The 23,713-nt window shown below is 62.5% G+C and carries 13 protein-coding genes and 1 pseudogene; 13 read left to right on the top strand and 1 reads right to left on the bottom strand.

Going from position 1 to position 23,713, the window contains the following annotated elements:
- Positions 1-66: 66 nt before the first annotated feature.
- The gene (locus tag EWR20_RS08155) at positions 67-1,371 is read right to left on the bottom strand and encodes an alpha/beta hydrolase (RefSeq protein WP_129360099.1); all 1,305 of its coding nucleotides are present in this window, start codon (positions 1,369-1,371) and stop codon (positions 67-69) included.
- Positions 1,372-1,506: 135 nt separating this feature from the next.
- On the opposite strand from EWR20_RS08155, the gene EWR20_RS08150 reads away from it, so the two are divergent.
- The 13 genes and pseudogenes from EWR20_RS08150 to EWR20_RS08090 all read left to right on the top strand — a co-directional run bounded on the left by EWR20_RS08150 (position 1,507) and on the right by EWR20_RS08090 (position 23,596).
- Positions 1,507-2,184 (top strand): hypothetical protein, encoded by a 678-nt coding sequence (locus tag EWR20_RS08150; protein ID WP_129360098.1) that lies wholly within the window; start codon positions 1,507-1,509, stop codon positions 2,182-2,184.
- Between the two features lie 148 nt (positions 2,185-2,332).
- The gene (locus EWR20_RS08145; RefSeq protein ID WP_202864792.1) at positions 2,333-3,412 is read left to right on the top strand and encodes an iron chelate uptake ABC transporter family permease subunit; all 1,080 of its coding nucleotides are present in this window, start codon (positions 2,333-2,335) and stop codon (positions 3,410-3,412) included.
- Positions 3,409-4,542, top strand: coding sequence for a FecCD family ABC transporter permease (locus tag EWR20_RS08140; RefSeq protein WP_129360097.1), 1,134 nt, complete (start codon positions 3,409-3,411; stop codon positions 4,540-4,542). Before EWR20_RS08145 ends, EWR20_RS08140 begins: the two co-directional genes overlap by 4 nt.
- The gene (locus EWR20_RS08135; protein WP_129360096.1) at positions 4,539-5,354 is read left to right on the top strand and encodes an ABC transporter ATP-binding protein; all 816 of its coding nucleotides are present in this window, start codon (positions 4,539-4,541) and stop codon (positions 5,352-5,354) included. Before EWR20_RS08140 ends, EWR20_RS08135 begins: the two co-directional genes overlap by 4 nt.
- Positions 5,355-5,405: 51 nt before the next feature.
- Complete coding sequence (gene fepB, locus EWR20_RS08130; RefSeq protein ID WP_129360095.1) at positions 5,406-6,443, top strand: Fe2+-enterobactin ABC transporter substrate-binding protein; 1,038 nt, start codon at positions 5,406-5,408, stop codon at positions 6,441-6,443.
- A 108-nt stretch (positions 6,444-6,551) separates the two neighbouring features.
- Positions 6,552-14,513, top strand: a complete 7,962-nt coding sequence (locus EWR20_RS08125; protein WP_129360094.1) for a non-ribosomal peptide synthetase — start codon at positions 6,552-6,554, stop codon at positions 14,511-14,513.
- A 32-nt stretch (positions 14,514-14,545) separates the two neighbouring features.
- Positions 14,546-16,015: an MFS transporter gene (locus EWR20_RS08120; RefSeq protein ID WP_165000992.1), complete on the top strand. Its 1,470-nt coding sequence runs from the start codon at positions 14,546-14,548 to the stop codon at positions 16,013-16,015.
- A 168-nt stretch (positions 16,016-16,183) separates the two neighbouring features.
- Entirely contained in the window at positions 16,184-17,218 is a 1,035-nt protein-coding gene (locus tag EWR20_RS08115) for an ABC transporter substrate-binding protein (protein WP_129360092.1), read from the top strand.
- A gap of 74 nt (positions 17,219-17,292) precedes the next feature.
- The gene (locus EWR20_RS08110; RefSeq protein ID WP_129360091.1) at positions 17,293-19,614 is read left to right on the top strand and encodes a hypothetical protein; all 2,322 of its coding nucleotides are present in this window, start codon (positions 17,293-17,295) and stop codon (positions 19,612-19,614) included.
- A 19-nt stretch (positions 19,615-19,633) separates the two neighbouring features.
- The gene (locus EWR20_RS08105) at positions 19,634-20,644 is read left to right on the top strand and encodes a plasmid partitioning protein (protein WP_129360090.1); all 1,011 of its coding nucleotides are present in this window, start codon (positions 19,634-19,636) and stop codon (positions 20,642-20,644) included.
- Positions 20,645-20,698: 54 nt separating this feature from the next.
- Positions 20,699-21,711: pseudogene (locus EWR20_RS08100) on the top strand (FecCD family ABC transporter permease).
- Complete coding sequence (locus EWR20_RS08095) at positions 21,708-22,790, top strand: FecCD family ABC transporter permease (RefSeq protein WP_202864791.1); 1,083 nt, start codon at positions 21,708-21,710, stop codon at positions 22,788-22,790. The pseudogene EWR20_RS08100 and the gene EWR20_RS08095 overlap by 4 nt, the downstream one beginning before the upstream one ends.
- Positions 22,787-23,596, top strand: a complete 810-nt coding sequence (locus tag EWR20_RS08090) for an ABC transporter ATP-binding protein (protein WP_129360089.1) — start codon at positions 22,787-22,789, stop codon at positions 23,594-23,596. Before EWR20_RS08095 ends, EWR20_RS08090 begins: the two co-directional genes overlap by 4 nt.
- Positions 23,597-23,713 lie beyond the last annotated feature (117 nt).

Here is a 23,713-nt window from a genome sequence, read left to right as displayed (position 1 = left end):
TTAAGGGGGCTGGGGTGGGAGGTTTGAGGCGTTCGTTCGGGGCTTTAGTCAGGCGTCCTTTTGTGGTCAGCCGCCGAAGAAATGGATCAGACCGTCGATGACCCCGCCGCGCCAGCACACGTAGTCGTGTCCTCCCACGTACTCGCGGGAGACGTGGTCGATTTGGAGTCGACGCAACAGGTCCGCGAAGCGACGGTTCTCTGCGCGAAGATGGCCTTCGAGGGTGCCGACCTCGTGGAAGATTCGGGTGCATTGTGACGGTGCTGGGTTTTCCTCCCATTGATGCAACTGTTCGCTGGGGGAATCCTCGTCAGGCCACCAGAAAGAGGCGGATTGGACTATTCCGCATCCCACGAGGTCCGGCGCTCTGCGCACGACGTCGGCCGCCGCAAGTCCCCCGAGGGATGCTCCGGCAATGGCGCGCAATTGCGGATCGGAAAGGATACGCGTGTGGAACGATGCTCGCGGAAGAAGCTCTTCCTGGATGAACCGCGGCAGGTCCGGGTTTGCCCCGAGCATATGGGGCCGGTCCGAAGGTCTGTCCGGTGCGAAGAAGATCACCGACAGCGGAGGCAGAGCGTATTCGGCGACTGCCCGTTCTAGGGCTGGGACCAGGGTGTACTCACTCGTGTACCGGTCCCCGTCCGTCACGAGTGCGGTGACTTCCGGGGCGCCGTACTCTTGGGCGGGCCGCCACGTCCAGGATCGAACTGGAACGTTCATCACGGTTGAGGACCAGGCCTCTTCCTTCAAGTCTCCATGCTTCGGCAGGTTTTCGCGCCATCGTTCGGAAGGCATGCTGGCGATGGTGCGTTCGGATGAGTCTTGTGAAGCTCTGGTGCCGATGTCGTCGGTGAACCGGTGGGGCGTGGCGCCTGGCAGGGCCAGGAGGTTGGCTTCTCCGCCGTCCGAGGAGCGAATCACCGGCAGACTCCGGGACGGAGCCTCGGTGAGAGCAAAAGTTGATCGCCAGCGTTGTCTCGATTGACCGACCTCGGGGTCCCACGGATCTTGGGGAAGCAACGTGATCTCCGTGCGCAGCTCGCGGGGAAGCTCGAAAGCCCCCAAATGGAACGCTGCGCCGAAAGCGTCATAGCGGTCCAGGAGGAACGGTTCCAAATGGGTCCGATGCATGTGAGTGGTGGTCGCGAGCAGAAGTGCGACGCGTTCCTCCGCACCGTGGGCCTTGCGCGCGACCGTGACGACGGCTGTTCCGCTAGCAGGACGGTCCTCTATGATCAATCCGCCACGGGAACCGAGTTCCGCAAAAAAGGCGTCGATGCTTCCTGATTCCTCCAACAATTCGAGGCCCGCCCGCGGTTTGAGTCGCTGCGGGATCGGCGGAAGAAACTCTGGTTCGGATGGCATCATCGGACCTTTCTGAAAAGAACTATGGCGTCCGGAGATTACGATACATTTGCCTGTTTCCGGTACAGGCGGTGTGCCTTGTTGCTGTCGCAGGGCCACGCTGAGTCACTCGCCGCGGTCTTTCGGAAGGAGCGTTGCATGATGGAGCGCGAATCTACATTTGCCGCCCCGGGGCCTGGTCGGGTGACCCGAATCTGGTGGGCCGAGCACCCAGTACAGCCGATCGAAGCAGCACTGGGGAATGATCCGGGTCCGTTCGGGCCGAAATTTGTCCACCGGTTGGCCCGAACCCAAAGCCAGTGGGCCCAGCGGGAGATGGTGGCCGCCCGATTGCTCGGTCGTTGGTTGTTGGCCTGCGCGCACAGGGAGCTGCATGGGCCGGGCGCCGCGGGCGCGCGCCCGGCGGATTGGCGCGTGGAGCAACGCTGTGACCGTCCGGGATGTCTCCGCCGCGAAGCTCACGGCCGTCCGATTGCCATCGTCCAGGAGTGGACCGGGCCGGGGCAGCGGGCACTGAGCTGGTCGCATCATGAGGGACGCGTTGCCGCGGCCGTCGGTTGCGGGGTGCCGCGTCTCGGCATCGACCTGGTGGTTCCAGACGGCTTATCCGTCCCGTGCGCCGCTTCCTGGTCGCAGTGGGCCAGGGCCGAGGCACTGACGAAGGCTGGGGCTGGGGGCCTCCAGGATTTGCTGGAGAGCGGTACTGTCCCTGATGGTTTCGACGCGGCGTTCCCGTCCGTCGACGGCGTTGTCGTCGCTCTGGCCTGGAAGCGTGAGGACGCCGTGGAACTGCGCCGTCGTCGTTTGAGCGGGTGACCCAAGCCCTCGAACTCGACCGGACCCAGCGATGACTGGTTAGCAAATCTATGGAGCCTTAACTGGACTTAAGGTGTGCCTTGCCTTATCTTCAAGATGAGACGCGCCTGGCGCGTCGGATCGCCCCTCATGATTCGCTGGAGCCATCGTGACCTCTTCCTCCTCGCATGCCGTGCGCACGTCCATGGATTCCGCGGACGCCTCCTCGGCCGTGGTGAGGGAAGGGCGACTCAGCTCCTTCAGGTCTCGTCTGGGCGTCGTTGTTTTGGGTACGGCCCTGCTGCTGCTCTGCTGCGGAGCATCGATCGCCATCGGCTCTCGGAGCATTCCTATAGACCGCGTCTGGCACTTGGTCTGGCACCCGGATGAATCCGACGAGAGCTACATCGTCAGCGGCATGCGAGTGACTCGAACTTTGATCGGCATCGTGGTGGGTGCCGCGCTCGCGGTTGCAGGCGCGGTCATGCAGGCCGTGACTCGCAACCCGCTAGCGGACCCCGGACTGCTCGGTGTCAATTCCGGCGCGTCCCTGGCTATCGTTCTGGGGGCCAGCCTGGGCAACCTGACGTCCGTCGTTTCTCAGTTCTTCCTGTCGGCGATCGGGGCGTTGGCCGCGGCCGTCGTGGTCTATGTGATTGCCGCGTCCGGAGGCGGAGAAGCTTCTCCTGTCCGGCTGGTCCTCGCGGGGATTGCATTCTCCGCGGCCTCCGGCGGCATCGTTGGTGCGCTCCTGCTTCTCAGTCCTCGGGTATTCGACACCTTCCGCTACTGGGACGTCGGTGCCCTCACCCGGCAGGATGTGCCCGTGGTCTGGGTTCTCGTGCCCGTCCTGGCGGGACTTCTCATGGTCTTGCTGAGCGCGAGGGGGCTCTCCGACATGGCCCTCGGCGACGACGTCGCCGAGGCCTTGGGGACGAACGTCGCTTTGATTCGCGGTATATCACTGGTGGCCCTGACCGTGTTGTGCGCGACTGCGACCGCTGTCGCGGGTCCTATTGGATTCGTGGGCCTCGTGGTGCCGTTGTTCGCATCATGGGTCATGGGTCCTCGCCAAGGATGGATCATCCTTCTGTGCCTGGTCGGAGGCCCTAGTCTCCTCTTGGTCGCGGACGTCCTCGGACGTGCCCTCGCCCGGCCTTCCGAGATAGCGGTCGGTGTGCTGACCGCCTTCGTGGGTTCGCCTGCGCTTTTGTGGATGGTGGTCAGGCTGAGGGGAGATCGTCGATGATCCTCCGGGCCACGTCCCGCCGCGGTGACTCTCCATATGCCAACGCAGCCGCAGGTTCCGAAAAAGGGCGTTATCTCGGCGGGGCTCTGGTTCCGAGTGCGCCCCGCGGTTACTGGTGGTTCCGGGCTGGCACGCGTCTCAGCGTGTTGGTCGAGCGACGCGTACTGATCGTTGGATGTCTTCTGGCGGTAGTGACCGTGGTTCTGGGGCTTTTTGCGGTCGGTCTGGGCGGTTCCTCGGTCGGATTCGAACAGGTCTTCCGGATTTTCATCGGCGAGGGAAGAGCTTCGGCCCGCTTCGTTGTATTCGAACTCCGGATTCCGCGCATAGTGCTGGCGATTGTCGTTGGCTCAGCGCTGGGAACCGCAGGTGCGGTGTTCCAGGTCCTGACTCGTAACCCTCTGGGCAGCCCCGATCTCATCGGATTTACGATGGGAGCTCAGACGGGAATCCTGGTGTCGGTGGTTCTTTTCGGAGGGACTCTGGTTCCGGTCCCAATCGCCGCCCTGATCGGTGGGTTGGTCGCGGGTACTGCGATCTGGATGTTCTCCTTCCGTGGTGGGTTCGGCGGTTTGCGGTTGATCCTGGCCGGCATCGCCATCTCCTCGATGCTGGGAAGTCTTAACCGCTGGTTGATCCTGCGGACGGACAGCGATACCGCTTTCGGGGCAATAACCTCCGTTATCGGCTCTCTTGCAGGAGCGGGATGGGAACGAATTATCGCCGTCGGGCCCGCAACTCTTCTGATTCAGGCGTTGGTTCTGGCCATGTTCCGGGAGGTTCAGGTTCTGGACCTGGGGGAGGACCTGGCCGTTTGTCTCGGAACGCGCGTCGATCGTGCGCAGATCCTGCTGGTTCTCCTCGGCACCGCACTGGTTGCTTTGGCTACCACGGCTGCCGGCCCGATTTCCTTTGTGGCTCTGGTGGCTCCGCATCTGACTCGGATGCTCTGCCGGACTGCGACGGCATCCCTGATGGTCTCGGCACTTTTCGGTGCTTTCTTGTTGCTGGCGGCCGACGTCCTGAGCCAGAGCATGCTCGACTCGATGCCGGTTGGCATCGTCACCTCGGCGGTCGGCGGAATCTACTTCATGGGTCTCCTTCTGACGGAAGCGAGGAAAAGACAATGAATGCCCGGCTGTGCGCCGAGGGGGTTGCCCTCTCCTACTCAGACCGTATGATTTCCGAGGCACTGGACGTTTCGGTTCCCCCGGGGACGTTCACGGTGATCGTCGGGCCCAACGCGTGCGGCAAGTCGACGTTGCTGCGAGCCCTTGCCAGATTGCACAAACCGGCTGCGGGCACGGTGCGTCTTGACGGCGTCGATATTCATTCGTTGGTGACCAAGGAAGTCGCTCGTCGTGTGGGCCTCCTGCCGCAATCGGCCACAGCGCCGGAGAAGATGCTGGTCCGGGACCTCGTGGCCCGAGGGCGCTCGCCCTACCAAGGCATTTTCCGCCAGTGGAGCGCGGCCGATCACGACGCCGTCGAAGAAGCCATGCGACTGACTCGGGTCAAGGATCTGGCCAACAGGCCTGTCGACGAGCTGTCCGGCGGGCAGCGTCAACGGGTTTGGCTCGCGTTGGTCCTTGCGCAAGGAACAGAGACCGTCCTCCTCGATGAGCCGACGACCTTCCTCGACCTCTCTCACCAGTTCGAGATCCTTGAACTCTGCCGTCGGCTCAAGATCTCAGAGGGCCGCACGATCGTCGCCGTTCTGCATGATCTCAACCAGGCCGCCCGTTATGCCGACCATCTCATCGCGATGCGCGACGGCCGCATCGTCGCCACCGGTGAGGTTGCCGACGTGATGACGGAGAAGACGGTGCACGACATTTTCGGACTCTCCTGCCTCGTCGTCCCAGACCCCGTAACGGGAACACCCATGGTTGTTCCGAGGGTCGCCGACCGCGAGGACGGAGCATCAATCGCTCGACCCTGATCGGACGAGCGCACTCGACACGGCCTGCGGGCCGTAAGAAAGGGGCTCTAAATGAGAGCAGTTGCAACCAAAATACTATGGGTCCGAGGGGCACTCGCACTCGCCGTGGCCCTGATGTTGGCCATTGCCCTGGCGGCGTGTGGGGATTCCGGGTCCTCCAAGGCATCCGCCGATGCTTCCTCGTCCTCTGCAGAGAAATGGCCACGCACCATCACGACCGACGACGGCGAGCTCAAGATCGACAAGAAGCCCGAGAAGATCGTGTCGACGTCGACGACGCTGACCGGCTCGCTGCTGGCCGTGGGTGCACCCGTGGTGGCATCCGGCGCGACCAAGGAAAACGTCCCGGATCTCTCGGACGATCAAGGATTCTTCAACCAGTGGTCCAAGGCGGCCACGGAGAAGAACGTCAAGAAGCTCTGGTCCAATGATTCACCGAACATCGAGAAGGTCGCCGACTACGAACCCGACCTGATCGTCGTCGCCAAGAACTCCGGTGACTCCGTCTTCGACAAGGTCGATCAGCTCAAGAAGATGGGCGCCCCCGTCCTGGTCGTGGACTACTCCGACAAGTCCTGGCAGGACGTGACCACCAAGGTCGCCGAGGCAACGGGGCGGGAGAAGGCCGCAGAAGACGTCATCAAGGACTTCGACCAGCGCCTCTCGGAGGTCAAGAACAAGATCAAGGTGCCCGAAGAAGAGGTCTCCCCATTCATTGTGTTCGGTGATGGTTCGGGCGCCGCGGCCCTAACCGACAAGGCTCCTCAGGTCCAGATTCTCGAGAAACTGGGCTTCAAGATCACCACCATCCCGGATGAGGTCAAGGGTGATACCTCGATGGGCAAGGACCGCGGAGACATGGTCAATCTGTCCCCGGAGAACGTCCAGAAGGGCCTGCCCGGCAAGGTGTGGCTCGCCGTGGCCGCGGACGACAGCAACAAGAAGGTGATCCACGAGGACAAGGCCTTCAACACCTCGCCGGCGGTCAAGGATGGCAAGGTCTACTACACCCCGGGTGAGACGTTCCGCCTGGATTACTACTCCGCGAAGATGGAGCTCGATTCTCTCGAGAAGGACTTCGCCAAGTAGCAGCTGTGCGGGCGGGGAGTGTCGGAGTTGGTGCGCTCGGCATGGACCCTGCTCCTCGCCCGTAGCTTTCTCTTCCCCTCGACGCCGTATTCTTCGGAAAGGACCACCATGAATCCCGAGGCACCTTCGGCTCATGCTTCTCTCAATCCAGAACGCAACGATTCAGCGGTTGAAAAGCTGGCTGCGATTCAAGCCAGGCTGAGCAACACATACGCGATGACGCCGGCCCAACAAGGGCTCTGGATGGCACATCGGTTGTCCAAAGATCCAGCTGATCTCATGGTCTCTGAGGTTACGGAGCTCACCGGGCCGATCGATGTAGTGGCCTGGAAACGGGCCGTAGCCGGCGTCCTTGCCTCAGTGCCAGCACTCCGAATGCGGATAACTGCAACAACCGAGACTGGGGGAGAAACTTGCGAGGCCGAACCTCCTGGGAATCATGCGGTGGACGCGTGCGCAGACGTGCCACGGATCTCTCTTGATGCGTGCCCTCCGGTCCCTGAGATCGTGGACTTGAGCCATGCTCAAGACCCAGCCGAGGCAGCCCGTGCCTGGATCGAACGGGCTTTGAATGTCGCGCCGGCGTTGCACCGGGGTGTCGTCAGCCATGCATGTCTGTTGGTGACCGGTCCGGAATCAGCGCAATGGTTCCTCCGCGTACACCACCTGGCCTTGGACGGTTTCGGATTCTCTCTGTTGTCCAAAGCATTGGCCGAAGCCTGCACGGCAGCGACGGCGGACCCGGACAGCGTTCCGGACCCAACAACAGTGTTGCCCAGTTGGGATGACCTGGATGGCTTTTGTCACGCCATCGAGGCGCTCTCCGCGTATGAAGGAAGCCAGGCCCATAGCGAGGATCGCACATTCTGGACCGGCCAGGAGCCGGAAGAGGACGTCGTTCCAGTTGTGCCTCGTGGCTTGAGCGGTCGGTCTGTGCGGACCGTAGTTGATGAGCCGAAGGGTGGGTGGCGGATTGATCCTGTCCTATTGCTTGGTGCTTTGGGGCTGACAGTGATGGCGGCTGGAAACAAGGAGGAGACACTCATCGGAGTGCACATGATGGGGCGCGGCGATGCCGTGTTGAGAGAAACTCCGTGCACGGCCCAAAATATGCTCCCGGTACGCCTGACCTCCCATCCGGACGAGAGCGTCGGGACGTATTTGGACCGAGTCAGTCAGGCCTGGCGAGAAGCCAGTGCGCACCAGCGCTTTCGACAGGAAACCCTACGATTCGATCGTGAGGTGGGCCCTGGAGGTGCACTGGTCGAAGCAGAGCTGAACATCGTTCCGTTCAATGGAGCAGTGACTTGGGGAGCTGCTTCCGGGCGCGCTCGTCCCGTATGGGACGGACCTGTTGAGGGATTGGTCTTGGACGTGCGGGCCGGGGATTCAAGCCGGTCTGAAGCCGTCTTGCAGACTCCCGAAGGATCCGTGGACGACACGGGCCTACGCGGAATGGCCGAGGTTTTTGGTGCTCTCTACGAAGCCTTGACCAGAAGTCGGAGGAAAGAGGAACAAGCTCTGCTCCGTGAGCTCCCCATCCGTCGCCCTCCGCAGGACGGAGCGGAATCAACGGCTTCTGCACTCAATATCTTGGATCGTCCCGGGCCCTTCGCGCATCATGCCATGGAACGAGTCGAAGGCCTTCGAATCGTCGATTTGATTCGGCATCTCTCCCAGCCGACGTCAGCATTGAGGGGAACCACGTCCCTCGTCCACTCCGGTTCGGACCCCATCGGTACGGGAGGCAGACTCATTGGACCTGATGCAGACCTTGTACGCACAGAGGCCTCAGTCCGTACGCATCAACTTGCAAGGGAATTGCTCGCCTGCGGTATTGTCCCAGGCGATCGAGTGGCGGTGCTCACTTCCAGAAATACGTGGGGCATTCTTGCGCCGCTTGCCGTCTTGGAGGTCGGTGCGGCATTCGTTCCCATGGATGCGGCTTGGCCGGGCGGCCGTATTCGAGCAGTTATTGCTGCCGCCAAGCCCCGGGCCGTGGTGATCGCCGGAGACGCCGACCGTACGGCCGTGGCGGATAATCAACCGGTCCCGATGGTCATTGATCTTGACGACCCGAAAACCTGCGCCAGCCTGGAAGGCCGCGATCCTAGCGCAGTGACCGACGCGGAGCGCAGCGGGGCAGTCTCGGAAGACGCCGTCGCCTATGTTCTGTTCACCTCGGGCTCGACGGGTACGCCGAAAGGGGTCGTCGTCGAACACCGGAATCTCGACCACTTCATGCGCACCGTAGGTGGTCTGTACCTGCCGGCATGTCTCCGGGCCAAGGATCGTCATCAGGCAGCCGACAAGGGAGCGAGACGCCAGACAGAACCCATGGTGTCTGTCCACGAACATTCATTTGCCTTCGACTCAGGGCTGAGCCCAATGTGCACTTGGTTGCTCGGCCACACTCTATTGGTCCCTTCCGAAGAATGTCTGCGCGAAGCCGCCCTGCATATTGCCGCAATCCGTGAGCACCGGGCAGACATCATGGATATTTCCCCAGCCGTACTCGAGCACCTGCTTGATGCTGGGTTCGATCCAGGCGGCACAGACCCGGTGACCAGCGTATTCATTGGCGGTGATGCCTGTTCTGGTTCCCTGTGGGACCGTCTCCGCAAGATTGCTGGAACGGGAGTGCTCACTGCAAATGCTTACGGTCCGACGGAGAACACCGTTGACTCCCTAGTAGCTGCAATCTGCGACCACGACCGGCCCAGCATCGGACACAGTCTTCCCGGGCAATTTTCGCTCGTCCTGGATGGGTGGGATCGAGAATGTCCTACGGGATTCCCCGGGCAACTTGCCGTAGCCGGTGGGTCAGTGAGCCGCGGATACCTGGACCGGCTCGAAGAGACAGACCATGCATTTTTTCACATGGCCGATGGAACGCGCGCCTACCGCACCGGTGACCTTGTACGCCGTGAGCGGGATGGGGCGTTGTCCTTCCTGGGAAGGGCGGACAACCAGCTTTCCCTCCGGGGAGTCCGCATTGAACCTGAGGAAGTCGAGCGCGCACTCCTCGATCTGCCTGGCGTGCGACAGGCGGTTGTCGCAGTACGCGACGCTGGCCATGGTCCGATATTGGTCGGTTACGTGGTCCGCGGCAATCCTCTCCACGAGGGGGAACGTCGGAGGCTGTTGGCTTCCCTGCGAAACCGTCTTCCCTCTGCAATGGTCCCTACCGCCCTCATACGGCTGGAAGCTTTGCCGTTAACCGAGCGTGGCAAAGTCGACCGGAAACAGCTGCAGAGTCTTCCATTGAGGCTAGCGGACTACGACGGCCGAGGCCTCGGATGGGCTGACATGGATCCGGTACAACGTCGTGTGGCCAAGGTCTTCGGAGAACTCCTTGGACGGGATCCGCAGTCTCTGAAGACCGACTCCGACCTATTTGCTCTTGGAGGCCATTCGTTGACTGCCGCGCGCCTCGTGGGCCGGCTTCGTCAATACGAGGGGGGTCACGGACCCAGATCCACTATGAATGGGCCGGACCTCCGGTCAGTGTTTGCCGCTCCGACGATTGGGGAGATTGCTTCCTCGCTCCAGACCCATGACAGCGTCAGAATCGGTGAAGATGCAGACCTGGGTGTGAAGCCTCTCGTCGGATCCGGACCAGATGACGTGGAGCGTCGCGAAGCCGGCGAATCCCCAAGTTCTACGAATTCGTTGACAGCTGCTCAAAGACGGTTGTGGTTCCTCGAACAGCTCGAGGGTCCATCCGCTTTGTATTCGATCCCCGTGGTTCTACGGTTTCCTGGTGTGTTTGACCCGGAGGCCCTAGCCCTGGCTCTGGTGGACACGGCGATGCGTTGGCGCAACCTCCATTGCAGTTTCCCCGCCGACGACGAAGGCCGCCCCACAATTCGCGAATGGAGACGTGAGGAAGTTGAGGCTGCTCTTCGAGTGCGCGAGGCGGCACAGTCGGTGGGGAACCCGGACTTGGTCGACGCTTTGGATCTCGTGATTGATGTCAGCCGTGAGTTGCCGTTGAGAGCGTGGCGTGTCTGCGCCGACCGGGGTGAGGGGCTGGTCTTGGTTCTTCACCACATCGCCGCCGACGGCTGGTCCCTGGGCCCGGTCCTCAGCACGCTCGCCGCAGCCTACAGAGTTCACGCCAGCGGGGATGCGTCGGAATTTGCCGTCGAAACTGGCCCACTTCTAAAGCCCATCGATTCCTGCACTCCACAGGTGCTGATAGACGAAACCCGCGGTGACCGAGCCGCGTCGGACGCGGAGCTGGAGGCATGGAAATCGGCATTGTCCGGGATTCCGACCGAAATTGCGCTTCCGTCCGACAGGGAGCGGCCACAGATACGAGACCGCGTCGGCGGCGAGGTCCGGATGACGCTCGACAGAGCCGTTGGTAAGGCTCTCTACTCGGTGGCTCGTGCCCACCGCCTGACTCCGCACATGATATTCCAGGGGGTACTGGCGGCACTTCTGACGCGAACAGGCGCCGGAACCGATGTGCCTATTGGCACGATCTCGAGCAACCGGGCTTCTGCGGCCGAAGAGGAACAAGTCGCATTCGTGGCCAATACCCTCGTGACCCGCACGGACACTTCTGGCAATCCTCGCTTCGAAGAATTGTTCGAGCGTGTTCGAGAAGAGTCCTTGACGATGTTGGAACGCTCGCGAACGCCATTCGACGAGGTCGTACGCGCTGTGGCTCCAGATCGTAGCCCCTCACGTCATCCGTTGTTCCAGGTCATGCTCGTGAGTCAGAACATTGGCGACCATGCGGTCGACTTCGGAACCGACGTGGGCGTCGCCTATCCGCAGACTCTGGGCACGGGAACAGCCAAATTTGATCTGACGTGCGAGATCTCTTATGCGCCCGGAGACGGGGACAAAATCGAAATTCGATTCGAATACGCTTCGGACATCTTCGATCACCAAACGGTAGAGGACTTGTCGACTTGGTTCGAGAAGCTGTTGCGTCGAGCCGTCGAACATCCCGAGAGCCGGATCGGTGATGGACCGTTGGTCGAAACCGCATGGCTCACGGCCGAGAACGAAGCCAAGCGGATGCTCGAATACAGGGCCCTGCATCGGGCAGGGGAATCCGAGTCTCTGACCGAGGCGATTGAACGGAGCTTTGAGGAGTACGCTGACCGCGTCGCTGTGGTGGGTCCGCCTTCGCCTCTTGACTGCCCGTTCGAAGACCCGACCGGCGAGGACGTAGCGAGTTCCGGTCAGCGTACCGAACTCCGCTACGCAGACTTGGACACCGAGTCCGCCCGGATCAGGGATTGCCTGATCCTCCGTGGCTTCGGACCTGGTGATCGAGCGGCTTTGTTGGTGGAGCGGTCACCCCGTCAGGTCACGGTAATGCTCGGGTGCCTGAGAGCGGGGGTCGCTTACATTCCGCTAGACCCGGGGTATCCGATAGGGCGGTTGCGGAGTACCTTGGAGGACAGCGCACCGAAGGCGGTGTTGTACGCAGCTGGAGACGAGCTGGGAACGGGGGCTTCGCTCTCTCCCGAATTCGTGGATGCGCTCAAGGCTTCTGCACCCGAGGCGACGTTCATAGAACTAGGGTCACTGTCCGACGACGCCGATGGTGGAAAAGCCGCTTCGACCAGGCGGTCCGTCGTCGAATCTTGTGTCGCCCAGGACCGTGTTCCTCGCCCGGAGGATCCTGCGTATATCGTGTTCACCTCAGGCTCGACCGGCCGTCCCAAGGGCGTGGTCGTAAGCCAGGCCAATGTCCTCCGTCTGTTCCGGTCTACTCAGCACTGGTTCGATTTCTCTTCGGACGATGTCTGGACCCTGTTCCACTCCTTCGCCTTCGACTTCGCCGTCTGGGAAATGTATGGGGCGCTGCTGCACGGAGGCTCGGTAGTCGTCGTACCTCGGTCGATCAGCCGCAGCCCGGACGACTTCTTGCGTCTGCTTCGAAAGGAACGTGTCACAGTCCTTAACCAGACCCCGTCGGCCTTTGGGCAGTTGGTTCTGGCCGAGGCCTCCGTGGCGCAAGACGAGGCGCTCGCAGAGGGTCAGGGTGCTCAGACGGATGTCGATCCAGGGGCGGAGCTCACAGGACGAACGTCGTGCACGTCCTCATGGGACTTGCACACGATCATCCTGGGCGGTGAGGTGATGGATCCGGCCGTGGTACGTGACTGGCATCAGCGTCACCAACCGAGCAGTCCGCAGATCGTCAACATGTATGGAATCACCGAGACGACCGTCCACGTGACCTATATGCCCTTGGACTATGACAGCCTGGAGCCTGAGAATGGCGGAATCAGTTTGGTCGACGAACCTATCCCGGATCTCTCCGTCTACCTTCTGGACGAGTTCGGCAATCCCGTCCCGGACGGCGTCGTGGGAGAAATCCATGTCGGAGGGGCGGGGGTGGCGGCTGGATATACTGCTCGGCCTAAGCTGACCGCGGAACGTTTCGTTCCCGATCCCTTCGCTGCTCGATACCCATCCATGCTCGAAGAAGCAGGCTTGCTCCCGAGTCAGGCAAGAATGTACCGAAGTGGCGACTTGGCCGTCCGCAGGCGCGATGGCATCTTGGATTTCCGCGGGCGTTCGGATCGGCAGATTCAACTGCGAGGATTTCGGATTGAGCCCGGGGAGATCGAAGCGGCGGCTAGGTCTTTGCCGGACGTCGTCTGGGCCCACGTGCGTGTTGAGGGAATAGGAACAAACGACGAGCGGCTTGTCCTCCACGTTCTTGGCCCCGATCCAGCAACGGCAGATCCGATGGCTCTGCGACGGCGAACGGCAGAGTTGTTGCCTCTTCAGATGACTCCGTCCGCCGTCGTCGTGATTTCCGAGGTACCGCTGACTCCCACGGGCAAGCTCGACGAGGCCGCGCTGCCGGCACCGGCCGAGCGTCGGAGCCAGGGGCGGCCGCCTCTGGGGGCCTCGGAAAGTATCGTGGCCACATGCTTTGCCGAAACCCTCGGCTTGGAGACGGTTTCGGCTGAAGACTCATTTTTCGATCTTGGGGGACACTCCATGCTTGCAGTGCCCGCCACCGCTGCAATTTGTGAAGCCACCGGGCAGCATCTGCGTGTCGGAACGCTGATGGCCTACCCAACTCCTGAGCTGCTGGCCCGCGTTCTTGATGTTGGGGAGGGCTCGCAGAGGTCTGATGCGGACCTCCAGGTACTTCTGCCGTTGGGTCGTGCCCGCCAACTGAGTCCTTCAAGGAATGGGGGAGTGTTCTGCATCCATCCGGCAGGCGGACTGTCGTGGTGTTACGCAGGCTTGCCCAAATTCCTTCCGGATGATCTTCCAGTATGGGGGTTGCAAGCGCGTGGAGTTCTTGATCCCGAGGCCCAGCCTCGATCCCTCGCCGAAATGGCCCGGGACTACGTCCAAGCCATCCGGAAAATCCAACCTCACGGACCGTACCACCTGGTGGGGTGGTCGTTGGGCGGAATGGTCGCCCATGTCATGGCTGCGCAGCTGCAGGCGGCCGGTGCCGAGGTCGGGACGGTCAGCTTGCTCGATGCTTATCCTTCGGAGGCAGAGAGCGGAGTAGGAGAGCCTCCGCTCGACGATGCAGTGTCGGCCGTTCTTGCGATGGCTGGTCTCGATGACTCCGCATTGGCTGGATGCTCCTGGGAAGGCGCGAGCGAACAAACGGCAATCGTCGAACTGGGCAGAATTCTCGCCGACGGATCTTCTCCCATGGCAGGGCTCCCAGAAAGGACGCTCGCGGCTCTCGTCAGGACATACCGGAACACAGCCAGAATCTTGCGTGAGTACTCGCACGAAGACTTTCACGGTGATGTGTTGTTCTTCCGGGCGGCTCGAGCCGGGATCGGACCCGACCATGACCCTCGTGAGTGGAATCGGTTCCTTGACGGCCGTCTGGACGTTCATGACATCGATTGCACTCATCGGGAAATGACCCAGCCCGGTCCTTTGGCGCAGATCGGGCGGACTCTGGCAGGTCACATCGAGAAGCGTGGATCACATTCATCAGACCGGGATGAACCTGAGCCACTTCCGGGGGAGCGACGTACGGCTGTATCGGAAGAAGCCACGGGGTGCAGGCCCGGAGCGGTCGGACCGAACCGCGAAAGGCACCGGCAATGAGCCGGAAAAGTCCAACTCAGGACGCTGTGTCCATGGGTCAATCGAATCAAAAGTGCCCTGTCGTTGCGATTATCGTCTATCTGTTGGCGATGGCCCTCAACGGATTCGATGGCACCGTGATCAATCCGGCCTTGCCGGATCTTGCCACGGAGCTCAGCGTCCCTGCCCCCGCGCTGGGCGCAGTCGAATGGTCTTTCCTCATTGCCTCTGCAGTTACTCTGCCTATGGCAGGCTGGGCCGGAGCGACGCTGGGCACGCGCCGAACCTTCGTATGCTGCCTGGCCGTCTTCGCCACTGGATTGCTGATAGCGATGCTTGCACCAAGCCTCGAAGTCCTGGTCTTAGGCCGTGCAGTTCAGGGTGCTGGCTCCGGGATTCTCGTACCTGTTGGCCTGGCAATGATGTACCGAGGAGCCACGGGTGAACAGAGACTCCGCATTGCCAGGATCACTCTGGTTCCTCTGACAATTGCACCAATGCTCGGACCAGTACTTGGGGGAATGATTGTCCAGCACTTGGGGTGGCGCTGGATTTTCGGAGTTATGTTTCCTTTGGCGGTGCTTACCACGTTGGCTGCGTTGATGCTACTGACGCCGGCCAGACTCGGTTCCGAGCCTGACCAGGAACCTTTGTCGCCCTCGGACAATCAACTGAAATCTGGATCAGGGAAGCCGAAAGGCAAATTCGATGTTTACGGACTAATCACGGGCTGTCTCTCCTGCGGAGCGTTGGCTATCGGAGGCCCGCTGCTGGTTGCCGGTCTCGACCCGGGTGGACCTGTCCAAGTCGGGGCTGTTGCTCTGGCGGCTGCACTCACGCTTATCGGCGCACTCGGAGTGTTTGGTGCAGTTCGTCGTACCCGACGGGTCTGCCGACCGGCCTTTGACCTTGGTCTTTTTCGGTTGCAGACATATCGCACCGGATCTTGGATCGTCTCCTGCGCCTCGGCGGGTCTCGCAGGGTTCCTTTTCGCACTGCCTCTGGTACTTGGCGGGCGTGGAGTACCGCCGCACGAGATCGGCTTCATGATGTTTCCGGAGACATTGGGCTTGCTCGTGGGCGGTCAGATCATGCTCCATCTCAAATCGCGGTTCGGAACGCGACCCGTGGTGCTCGCAGGTTCTGTTGGCGGCGGATTCCTCGCATTAGCGGCGTTGATCTTTTCACCCATTGCTGGGGGTTGGGGCGCGGCCGTGCTCATGCTTTGCTTCGGGGTGGCCCTGAGCCAAACCGTGCTACTGACCCAGGGTGCGGCATTCTGGGAGATAGAGGCGCATCGGACCGATGCCGCGACCTCCCTGTTCATGGTGCAGCGTTCATTGTTCAGCGGCTGGGGAGTAGTCGTCGTCACTACTGCCATGGGATGGAGCTCCGGAACTTATCCGATGGTATCCGGAGCTTTGGCTGGCTGCGCTGTACTTCTTCTTGTTCTGCTCACGATCCCTGCGACCTTGCGCATTCCGTGTGCTGTATGGGACCGAGCGACGGGTCCTCAGGAGTGACATGAATGCAGGGACTTGAGCGAAGAAATCAATCCGAGGACTGCCGATGCGAGGACCTTTTTTCGGGCCGTTCCCAACGTTTCCCCAAGCCAGCTCAGCGATGACAAGAACCGCGAAAAGACAGTAAACTGAGGGTAGCCATATCAAGGGATAAGGGAACGGTTAATAATGAATCACTCGGCGCGTCGGCGTGATCGCACTCCACGGAATCGTTTGAGGCCGGTCATCGCCCTGGTGGTCGCGGTGATTACCATGGTGTGCCTCACCGGATGCGGCGTCTTCGCCTCAGGCGGGCACTCCGAAAATACTTCCGAGCGCGTGGTCAAGGACATCGATGACGCCGAGGTGCGCGTGCCGGAGAAGCCGAGTCGCGTTGTCGCGCTGTCCGAGCCCACCCTGGACGCGGCCCTTGCGCTGGGCGTCACCCCGGTGGGCACCGTCTCCGGCCGTGGACAGAATTCCGTCCCGGGATATCTGGCGGAAAAGGCCAAGGACATTCCTCTGGTCGGCGGCATCGGGGACTTGGACTACGAGAAGATCTCCAGCCTCAAGCCCGACCTGATCATCGTTGACGGGACCAGCGTGAACAATAGACCGGACGTCTTGGAGATCCTGCGTCAGATAGCTCCGTTGGTCTTCTGCGGTTACGCCGGCGGTCCGTGGGAGCTGAACTTCGATACCGCTGCCCGCGCGCTGAACCTGGAAACAAAGGGTGAGGAAGTCAAGACTGCTTTCCGGGACAAGATCGAACAGGGCAAGGCTCACCTCGCACCGATTTACGGGGACAAGACCTTCTCGATCGTTCGGTGGCAGGGCAGTGGTCCGTCTCTGATTCTCAAAGAACTTCCGGCGGGCCAGGTTTTGGAGGGGCTCGGCCTGAAGCGGCCGCAATCCCAGGACCGTGAGGGGAGGGGACATTCGGATCCAGTCTCCCTGGAGAACCTCGCGACCATCGACGCGGACTACCTGTTCTTCGGAACGCTAGGCGGCGCTAGCCAGGCGAATCCGCACTCGGACTCCACTGCCGACCGGGACGGTGCCGTCCAGGTGCTCAAGACGGCCGAGGAGACCTCGGGCTTCACCGACCTGTCCGCCTACAAGAACCACCACATCATCACCGTCGATGGATCCCGTTGGACCTCAACCGGCGGCCCGTTGCTGATGAACGGCATCGTCGACGACATTCTCGCCGAGCTCCCCTGAGCGACCAAGTCGGCCGGGGTCACTTGAGCGGCTCCGGCACCTTTCCTGCCAGTAATCGAAGAACTCCATAACCCATGATGAATATCGGATCCTCTCGCACCATCGCCCGCTCTCGCTCGCACACCAGGGTACTCCTCTCGCTCCTGCTCGCTCTGCTCCTGGTCCTGACCGCATGGCTGGTCCTTCCCGGTGCCGCGGCCGACGACGCATCGAACAGACAGTCCGTTAAGACCAATGAACAAACCGCCGAGGTCTCCGGGCCCCGGACGGTCGACGTCGAGGGCAAGATCCGCGTTGAAGGCAGAGGTTGGAAGAATTCCGTCGCCGGGGGAGCCCGGATCGCCGTGAAATACGACAAAGGCGCCGTGGCCGTGAACGGCGAGAGCGTCGTCAGCGAATTCGAGGCCGGCCCCGATGGAACCTTCTCCGCAGAGCTGCCTTTCCCCACGAAGGGGAACTCGGACAAGCCATGGCTCCCTGGTACCAACCACATGATCCACTTCTTGAGCGGAAGCCTCAAAGACGGTGACCTGCCACGCAACGCCGTTCTGAAGGTATCGGTGTCCGGAAAAGCCGGGTCGCCCGCTTCAGAGCTGCCGTGGGTTTCTGCGACGTCGTCGGCGGATTCCGGCGCGCCGGCAACCATCGACGTCGCGCCCTTCACCACCGGGGAAGACTCCACGCTGCACCTGGTCGGCAAGGGATGGAAGACGGCAGACGGAAAGTCCGGCTCCATCGTGTCGATCAAGGTCAACTACCAGGCACCATCCGGGCGCATCGACCAATACTCCCGTGGCGACCAGGCCATCAGCGATCATCTGGCCTCTCTCGGGAAATCCAAGGATCCGACCTCTTGGGTTCTTCTCATCCCGAAGGGTTCGGGACCCGAGGACCCCGAACACGGCCTGTACACGATCGACCCGACGGGATCCTTCGACATCACCGTCAAAGCTCCCGACGAGTTGCGCCGGGGCAAGACCGGGCAATACATGACCATCACGGCGCAGTCCGGCCGGAACCTTGACGGGGATGTGCAGCGTCGAGCCGTCACCGCGCCGATCCCGGTCAATGGAGAGGCGGCCGAGCCCATTCAGGAAATCTCGGACGTCCAATGCACCACGCAGGCGAGCCGGCCCACCGCACGAATAGAGAACAAGACCATCGCCCGCGGTGAGAAGGTCCATCTGGTCGGCGAGGGATGGTGCAACCCCGGTGGCCAGACGGGGGCCCCTAAGGTCGCGGTGAAACTGGATGACGGCGCGATCTCCCGACGGGACGAAGAAATTCACTCCAACAAGACCATCTGGGCACTCGTCGATCCTGACCCGTCCACCGGGGTCCTCGACACATGGATCGCCCTGCCGGATGGAACGACCTCTACATCGTCACCCGCGTTCTCCGAAGGCGGCCACACCCTGCGCCTTCTTTCGGGCTCCCTCCGCCCTGGCGATCTCTCCATGAGCTTTGGTGGCCGAGGCGTCCTCGACTTCACGTTAGGCGAGTACCGTCCCAACGATGCACCGCCCGCGCTCGGACTCGATGAACTCTCGGAGGGCTCGCGCCGGGGCGTCCGGGTGAACCGCGAGGGCACGCGGATCACGGTCGAAGTGCCCGGTGGTCAACCCAGGCAATGGGTCAGGGCCACCCCTTACGCCGAGGCAGCGCCTCGTAGCCAGTGGGGCAACGGCTGGACCCGCCTGGATTCGAACCGCTCTTTGAGCTACGACCTGCCCGACGACGCGGTGGCGGGCGACTACCGCCTCGTGGTCCAGAGCGGAGAGAGCGAGGACTTCGGAAGCTTGCTGGGTTGGGATCTGCTCACGATTCCCGAAAGCCACGGAAACTCACAGGCTGGTGCCGGCCCTGTCAATGACAATCGCGCTCAAGGGTCGACGGTGCCGCGGCAGCCCCGGGAAAACGCGGCAACGGTGTCCGGCAACGAGTCTCGATCGGGGCAGACGAGCGCTTCCGCCGCGGCCCCCGTGAGCGCTGCGGCCGTACGTGAGATGACGAACCTGGGCCGGGTCCAGGACCAGAACCCGCGCCACGCCCGAGTGCTCCGCGTGCTCCGAGCCCCTGCTCCGGCCACACACTCCTTGGGGCATCAACCCCAACGGCCCGCCAAACGTGTTGCGGCCGCGCTCCAGGAATCCCCGAAGGCCTCTCACCACACGGCAAGCCCCTCGGTCTCCCCGTCTGCTCGGAGCCAGGCGCGGAACTCGCAGGACCGGGAATTTCAGGAGCAGAGCGCGGACGGGCAGGAAGCAACGTTCATCCATAAGGTTTTCACCTGGAACAACGTGCTGCTCGCACTCGCCGGGGCACTTCTTCTGGCCGTGATTCTGTACTCGACTCGCAAGCCATCCGATCCTACTTCGGAGACTTCAGAGGAATAAGGAAGGAATCGAAACCATCATGATCAGCTCGCACTTCCATCGGTCACTCATGGTCCTGTGGACCGTGGTTGGCGTTCTCCTGCTGGGGATCACGGCATCCTCTGCGCTTCCGCCGGGCGGCGCGAAGAGTAGCACGCAGGGTACCTCGTCTTCCGTCTCGCCGGGCATGCTCAAAGCCGGTGACACCATCCACTTCACCCTGACCGGATTCCCAAAGAACGAGCAGGTCTACGTCAAGATCGACAACGGCAATGCATGTCCCGCCGACGCCGCTCAGGGCGCGTGCGTGGTTCACCAACAGAAATCAGATGGCAGCGGCCGCGTGGACGGCTCGTTCATCCTGCCGAAGGACCTGAAAGATGGCAAGCACACCCTCCGTTTCCTGGCCACGGAGCTCCTACCGGGCAAGGGAAGCAAGGGTTTCACCAACATCAGCCCGGAATTCACCACGGCCGGGGTCAACCAGAACTCCTCGGGGGGTCACCGCTATAACGTCACGTCGGAAGACATTCTCTCCGGAGGCACGCGGCAGGATGCAGGATCCGGCGATCATGCGGCGAATCACGGGGGCAATGGCGAAGGATCGTCCGGGAACGGGCAAGGACCGAACCTCAGCCAGCCCGGGGAGCAGACCGGGGGAGCCGGCGAGAACGGCCGGGGCGACGACGCGATCGAGTATGTCGATGCCGACGGCCACCCGATCTCCAAGGAAGAATACGACCGGCTGATGGCCGGGTCCTCGGGCGCAGGCGACGAGTCCGGCTCGGAGCATCACGACGGCGCAGAGAACAAGAACGCGGAGAGCGGAAAGAGCGACGACGCCAAGGACAAGTCGAAGCGCACGGCAACGGCGAGCCCGGGTGCCACAGCCAAGAAAACCGGGGGCCACGCCGAGAACGCTTCGACCGAAACCAAGAAAGATTCCGTTGAATTCCCCTGGGTTGGCACCATCGCTTTCGTTGTCATGGCCCTGATCGCCGCGACCGTCTGGTATGTCCGACGCCGTCGCGCCACGACTCAGAAATCCTAGGCGGCGGTGCGAGGTGATCATCCCTCTCGTGGCACTGCCATCGTGGTCGACTCCATGACGGTCTCGGATGGGCGGCGGCATTCGCTGGGTCGAGTCGTCTGGTGCGGACTCTTCGGGGTCTGTGCGGTGGCGTCCGTTCTTGCCTCGCTGCGCTTCGGATCCAACGGGCTGACCGGTTCCGACGTCGCCGAAGTCTTCCGCGGGGCGGGCTCGGCTACTGCCCGCACCATCGTGATGGAACAGCGGATACCCCGTACCCTGCTGGGTCTCCTCTGCGGGGCGGCCCTCGGAGTCGCGGGCTCCCTGATGCAGTCGCTGACGCGCAACCCCCTGGCGGAACCTGGGCTGATGGGTGTCAACTCGGGCGCCTCCGTCGCCGTCGTGCTGTCCGTGGTGCTGTTCGGGCCGCTGAACATCCACCTCTACATGCTCGCGGCGCTCGTGGGAGCGGCCGTAGCCGGCGCCGGGGTCTTTGTCCTAGGCCGTGGGGAAACGGGATCGATTGTTCGCCTTGCGCTCGCGGGTGTTGCTCTCTCCGCGGCTCTGGCCGCGGTCAACCAGGCGTTGGTCCTATCCAACCGGGACGCCTTCGACGAGTTTCGACTCTGGGTCGCTGGCTCCCTTGAGGGGCGGGACATCGCGATCGTGGAGTCGGTCGGCCCCATGATTGCGCTCGGGCTGATTCTGGCCGTTGCCGTGGGCCCTTCGATCAATGCCTTGGCCCTTGGGGAGGAATCCGGCGTCGCACTCGGCGTCCGACTCGTCAGGACGCAGACGATCACCTTGGTCTCCGTGGCCCTGCTGACGGGGGCGGCCACCGCGGCCATGGGCCCGGTGGCCTTTGTGGGACTGGCCGTCCCATTCGTGGTCCGCCGGGCGGTGGGCAATGACGTCCGATGGGTCAACGCCGGGTCCCTCCTTCTGGGCCCGCATGGCTGCTGGCGGCGGACGTCCTGGCCCGTATCGTCATCGCACCGCAAGAGACGCAGGTAGGAATCATCGCGACCCTGGCCGGAGGCCCTTTGTTCATGGCGATGATGTCCGGTCGGCGGGTGAGGTCCCTGTGAGCGCGACAACGAACCGTCGGGGAATCGGCAAAGGACCGTTCCGAAAGGACCTCTCGGGCCGTTCCGTCCTCTCGGTGAGGCGGGGCATCAGCGCGGACATCCCGGTTCGCCAGCTGGTCGTGCACCTGATTCTCGTCCTGGTGGTGGTGACGGTCTCGGCCTGGGCCATGACACAGGGCGAACGGGACCTCGGCCCCTCGGGCGTGTACCAGGCACTCATGGGCAGGGGAGACCGGCTCGATATCTACTTCGTGAACCAGGTCCGGTTGCCCAGGGTGGTCGCCGCGATCGGGGTGGGCGCCGCGCTGGGTCTTTCTGGTGCGATCTTCCAGGTTCTTTCCGGCAACGCCCTGGGCAGCCCCGACGTCATCGGCTTCACCCATGGTGCGGCCACGGGAGCGTTGTTGCAGATCCTCGTGTTCGACGCCGGTCCACTCGGTGTCGCGTCCGGAGCGATCCTGGGCGGATTCGGCACGGCCCTCGTGGTGTACCTGTTGACCAGGCGCACCGGGCTGCGAGGATACCGACTCGTTCTGATCGGAATTGGCACCGGAGCCACGTTGGGCGCGGTCAACTCGCTCCTGGTGGTTCGGGCTTCGTTGACGCAGGCGCAGACCGCAGCCTCCTGGCTCGCGGGATCTCTGAACACCATGAATTGGAGCAAAACGCTCCTGATTGCGGCCGGGCTCCTGATTCTGACCCCGCTCCTGATGAAGGCTTCCAGGCCGATGGCGATGCTCCGGTTCGGGGACCAACTCGCCGTCGGGAGGGGGATACGGGTCAACGCGTGGCGAGTGACCGGGATGTTCGTGGGAGTGCTCCTGGTCGGTCTGGCCACCTCGATCACCGGCCCGCTGGCCTTCGTGGCACTGGCGGCCCCGCACATCGGCAGGAGCCTGACCCCCTCGCGCGGCGCAGGGCTGATCACCGCGGCACTCATGGGGGCGGTAATCGTCCTCTGCGCGGATGTGGCGGGCCAGTATCTCCTGCCGGTTTCGCTCAACGCGGGCGTGGTGACCGGCGCGTTGGGCGGCCTGTATCTGGTGTACCTGATCATCATGGAACGGAGGAGAGCATGAACGAAACGACGGCTCGTCGGAGCAGATTGCGCGCCGAAGGGATCACCGTGGGCTACGGGCAGGACGCGGTGCTCCCTGGGATTGACTTCGAGGTTCCCGACGGCGAGCTAACGGTGATCCTGGGGCCGAACGCCTGTGGAAAGTCCACTCTGCTCAAGACGCTGTCACGGGTGCTGACTCCATCCGCGGGAAAGATCTTCCTGGACGACGCCGCCATGGACAAGAGCCGTACCAAGGACATTGCCCGGGTGTTGGCGATGCTGCCGCAAACCCCGGAGGCTCCCTCGGGGGTGAGCGTCGCCGACGTCGTCGCTCGTGGGCGTTACCCGCATCAGTCGCTGTTGCGTGCGTGGACCGATGAGGACGAACGCGCGTGTGTCGACGCGATGACAGCGGCGAATGTTCTGTCACTCAGAGAACGGTCCTTGGAAGCACTTTCCGGCGGGCAGCGCCAGCGGGTCTGGATCGCGATGACGTTGGCCCAGGACACACCCTTGATCTTGCTCGATGAGCCCACCACTTACCTGGACATCACTCACCAGGTCGAGGTGCTCAATCTGACTCGCCGACTCCATGGCACGGGCCGAACGATCGTCATGGTTCTCCACGACCTCAACCTCGCCTTTAGGTATGCCACCCGACTCGTCCTGATGCGGGACGGAAGGATCATCTCCCAGGGAAGGCCCCGTGAGATCGTCGATGCCGCCCTGATCCGCGACGTGTTCGACCTCGACGCCTTGGTCGTGGAAGACCCCGTGACCGGTGCGCCCCTGGTCGTCCCCGAGGAAAGCACATTGCAACGATAACTAAGGTTACCTTAAGCGCGAGAGTAGGTTAGCTTTAACACGTACCAAGGGTTGTCGTTGTGATAATCCGGTCCGGTTTCTGCGAATGCGGCAAACGAACCGATATTCCCGCCGATG

The organism is Rothia uropygioeca, assembly GCF_004136585.1.
Lineage (GTDB): Bacteria > Actinomycetota > Actinomycetes > Actinomycetales > Micrococcaceae > Rothia.
The sequence above is the reverse complement of the archived record's forward strand: the minus strand, read 5'-3'. Positions and strand labels throughout refer to the sequence as shown.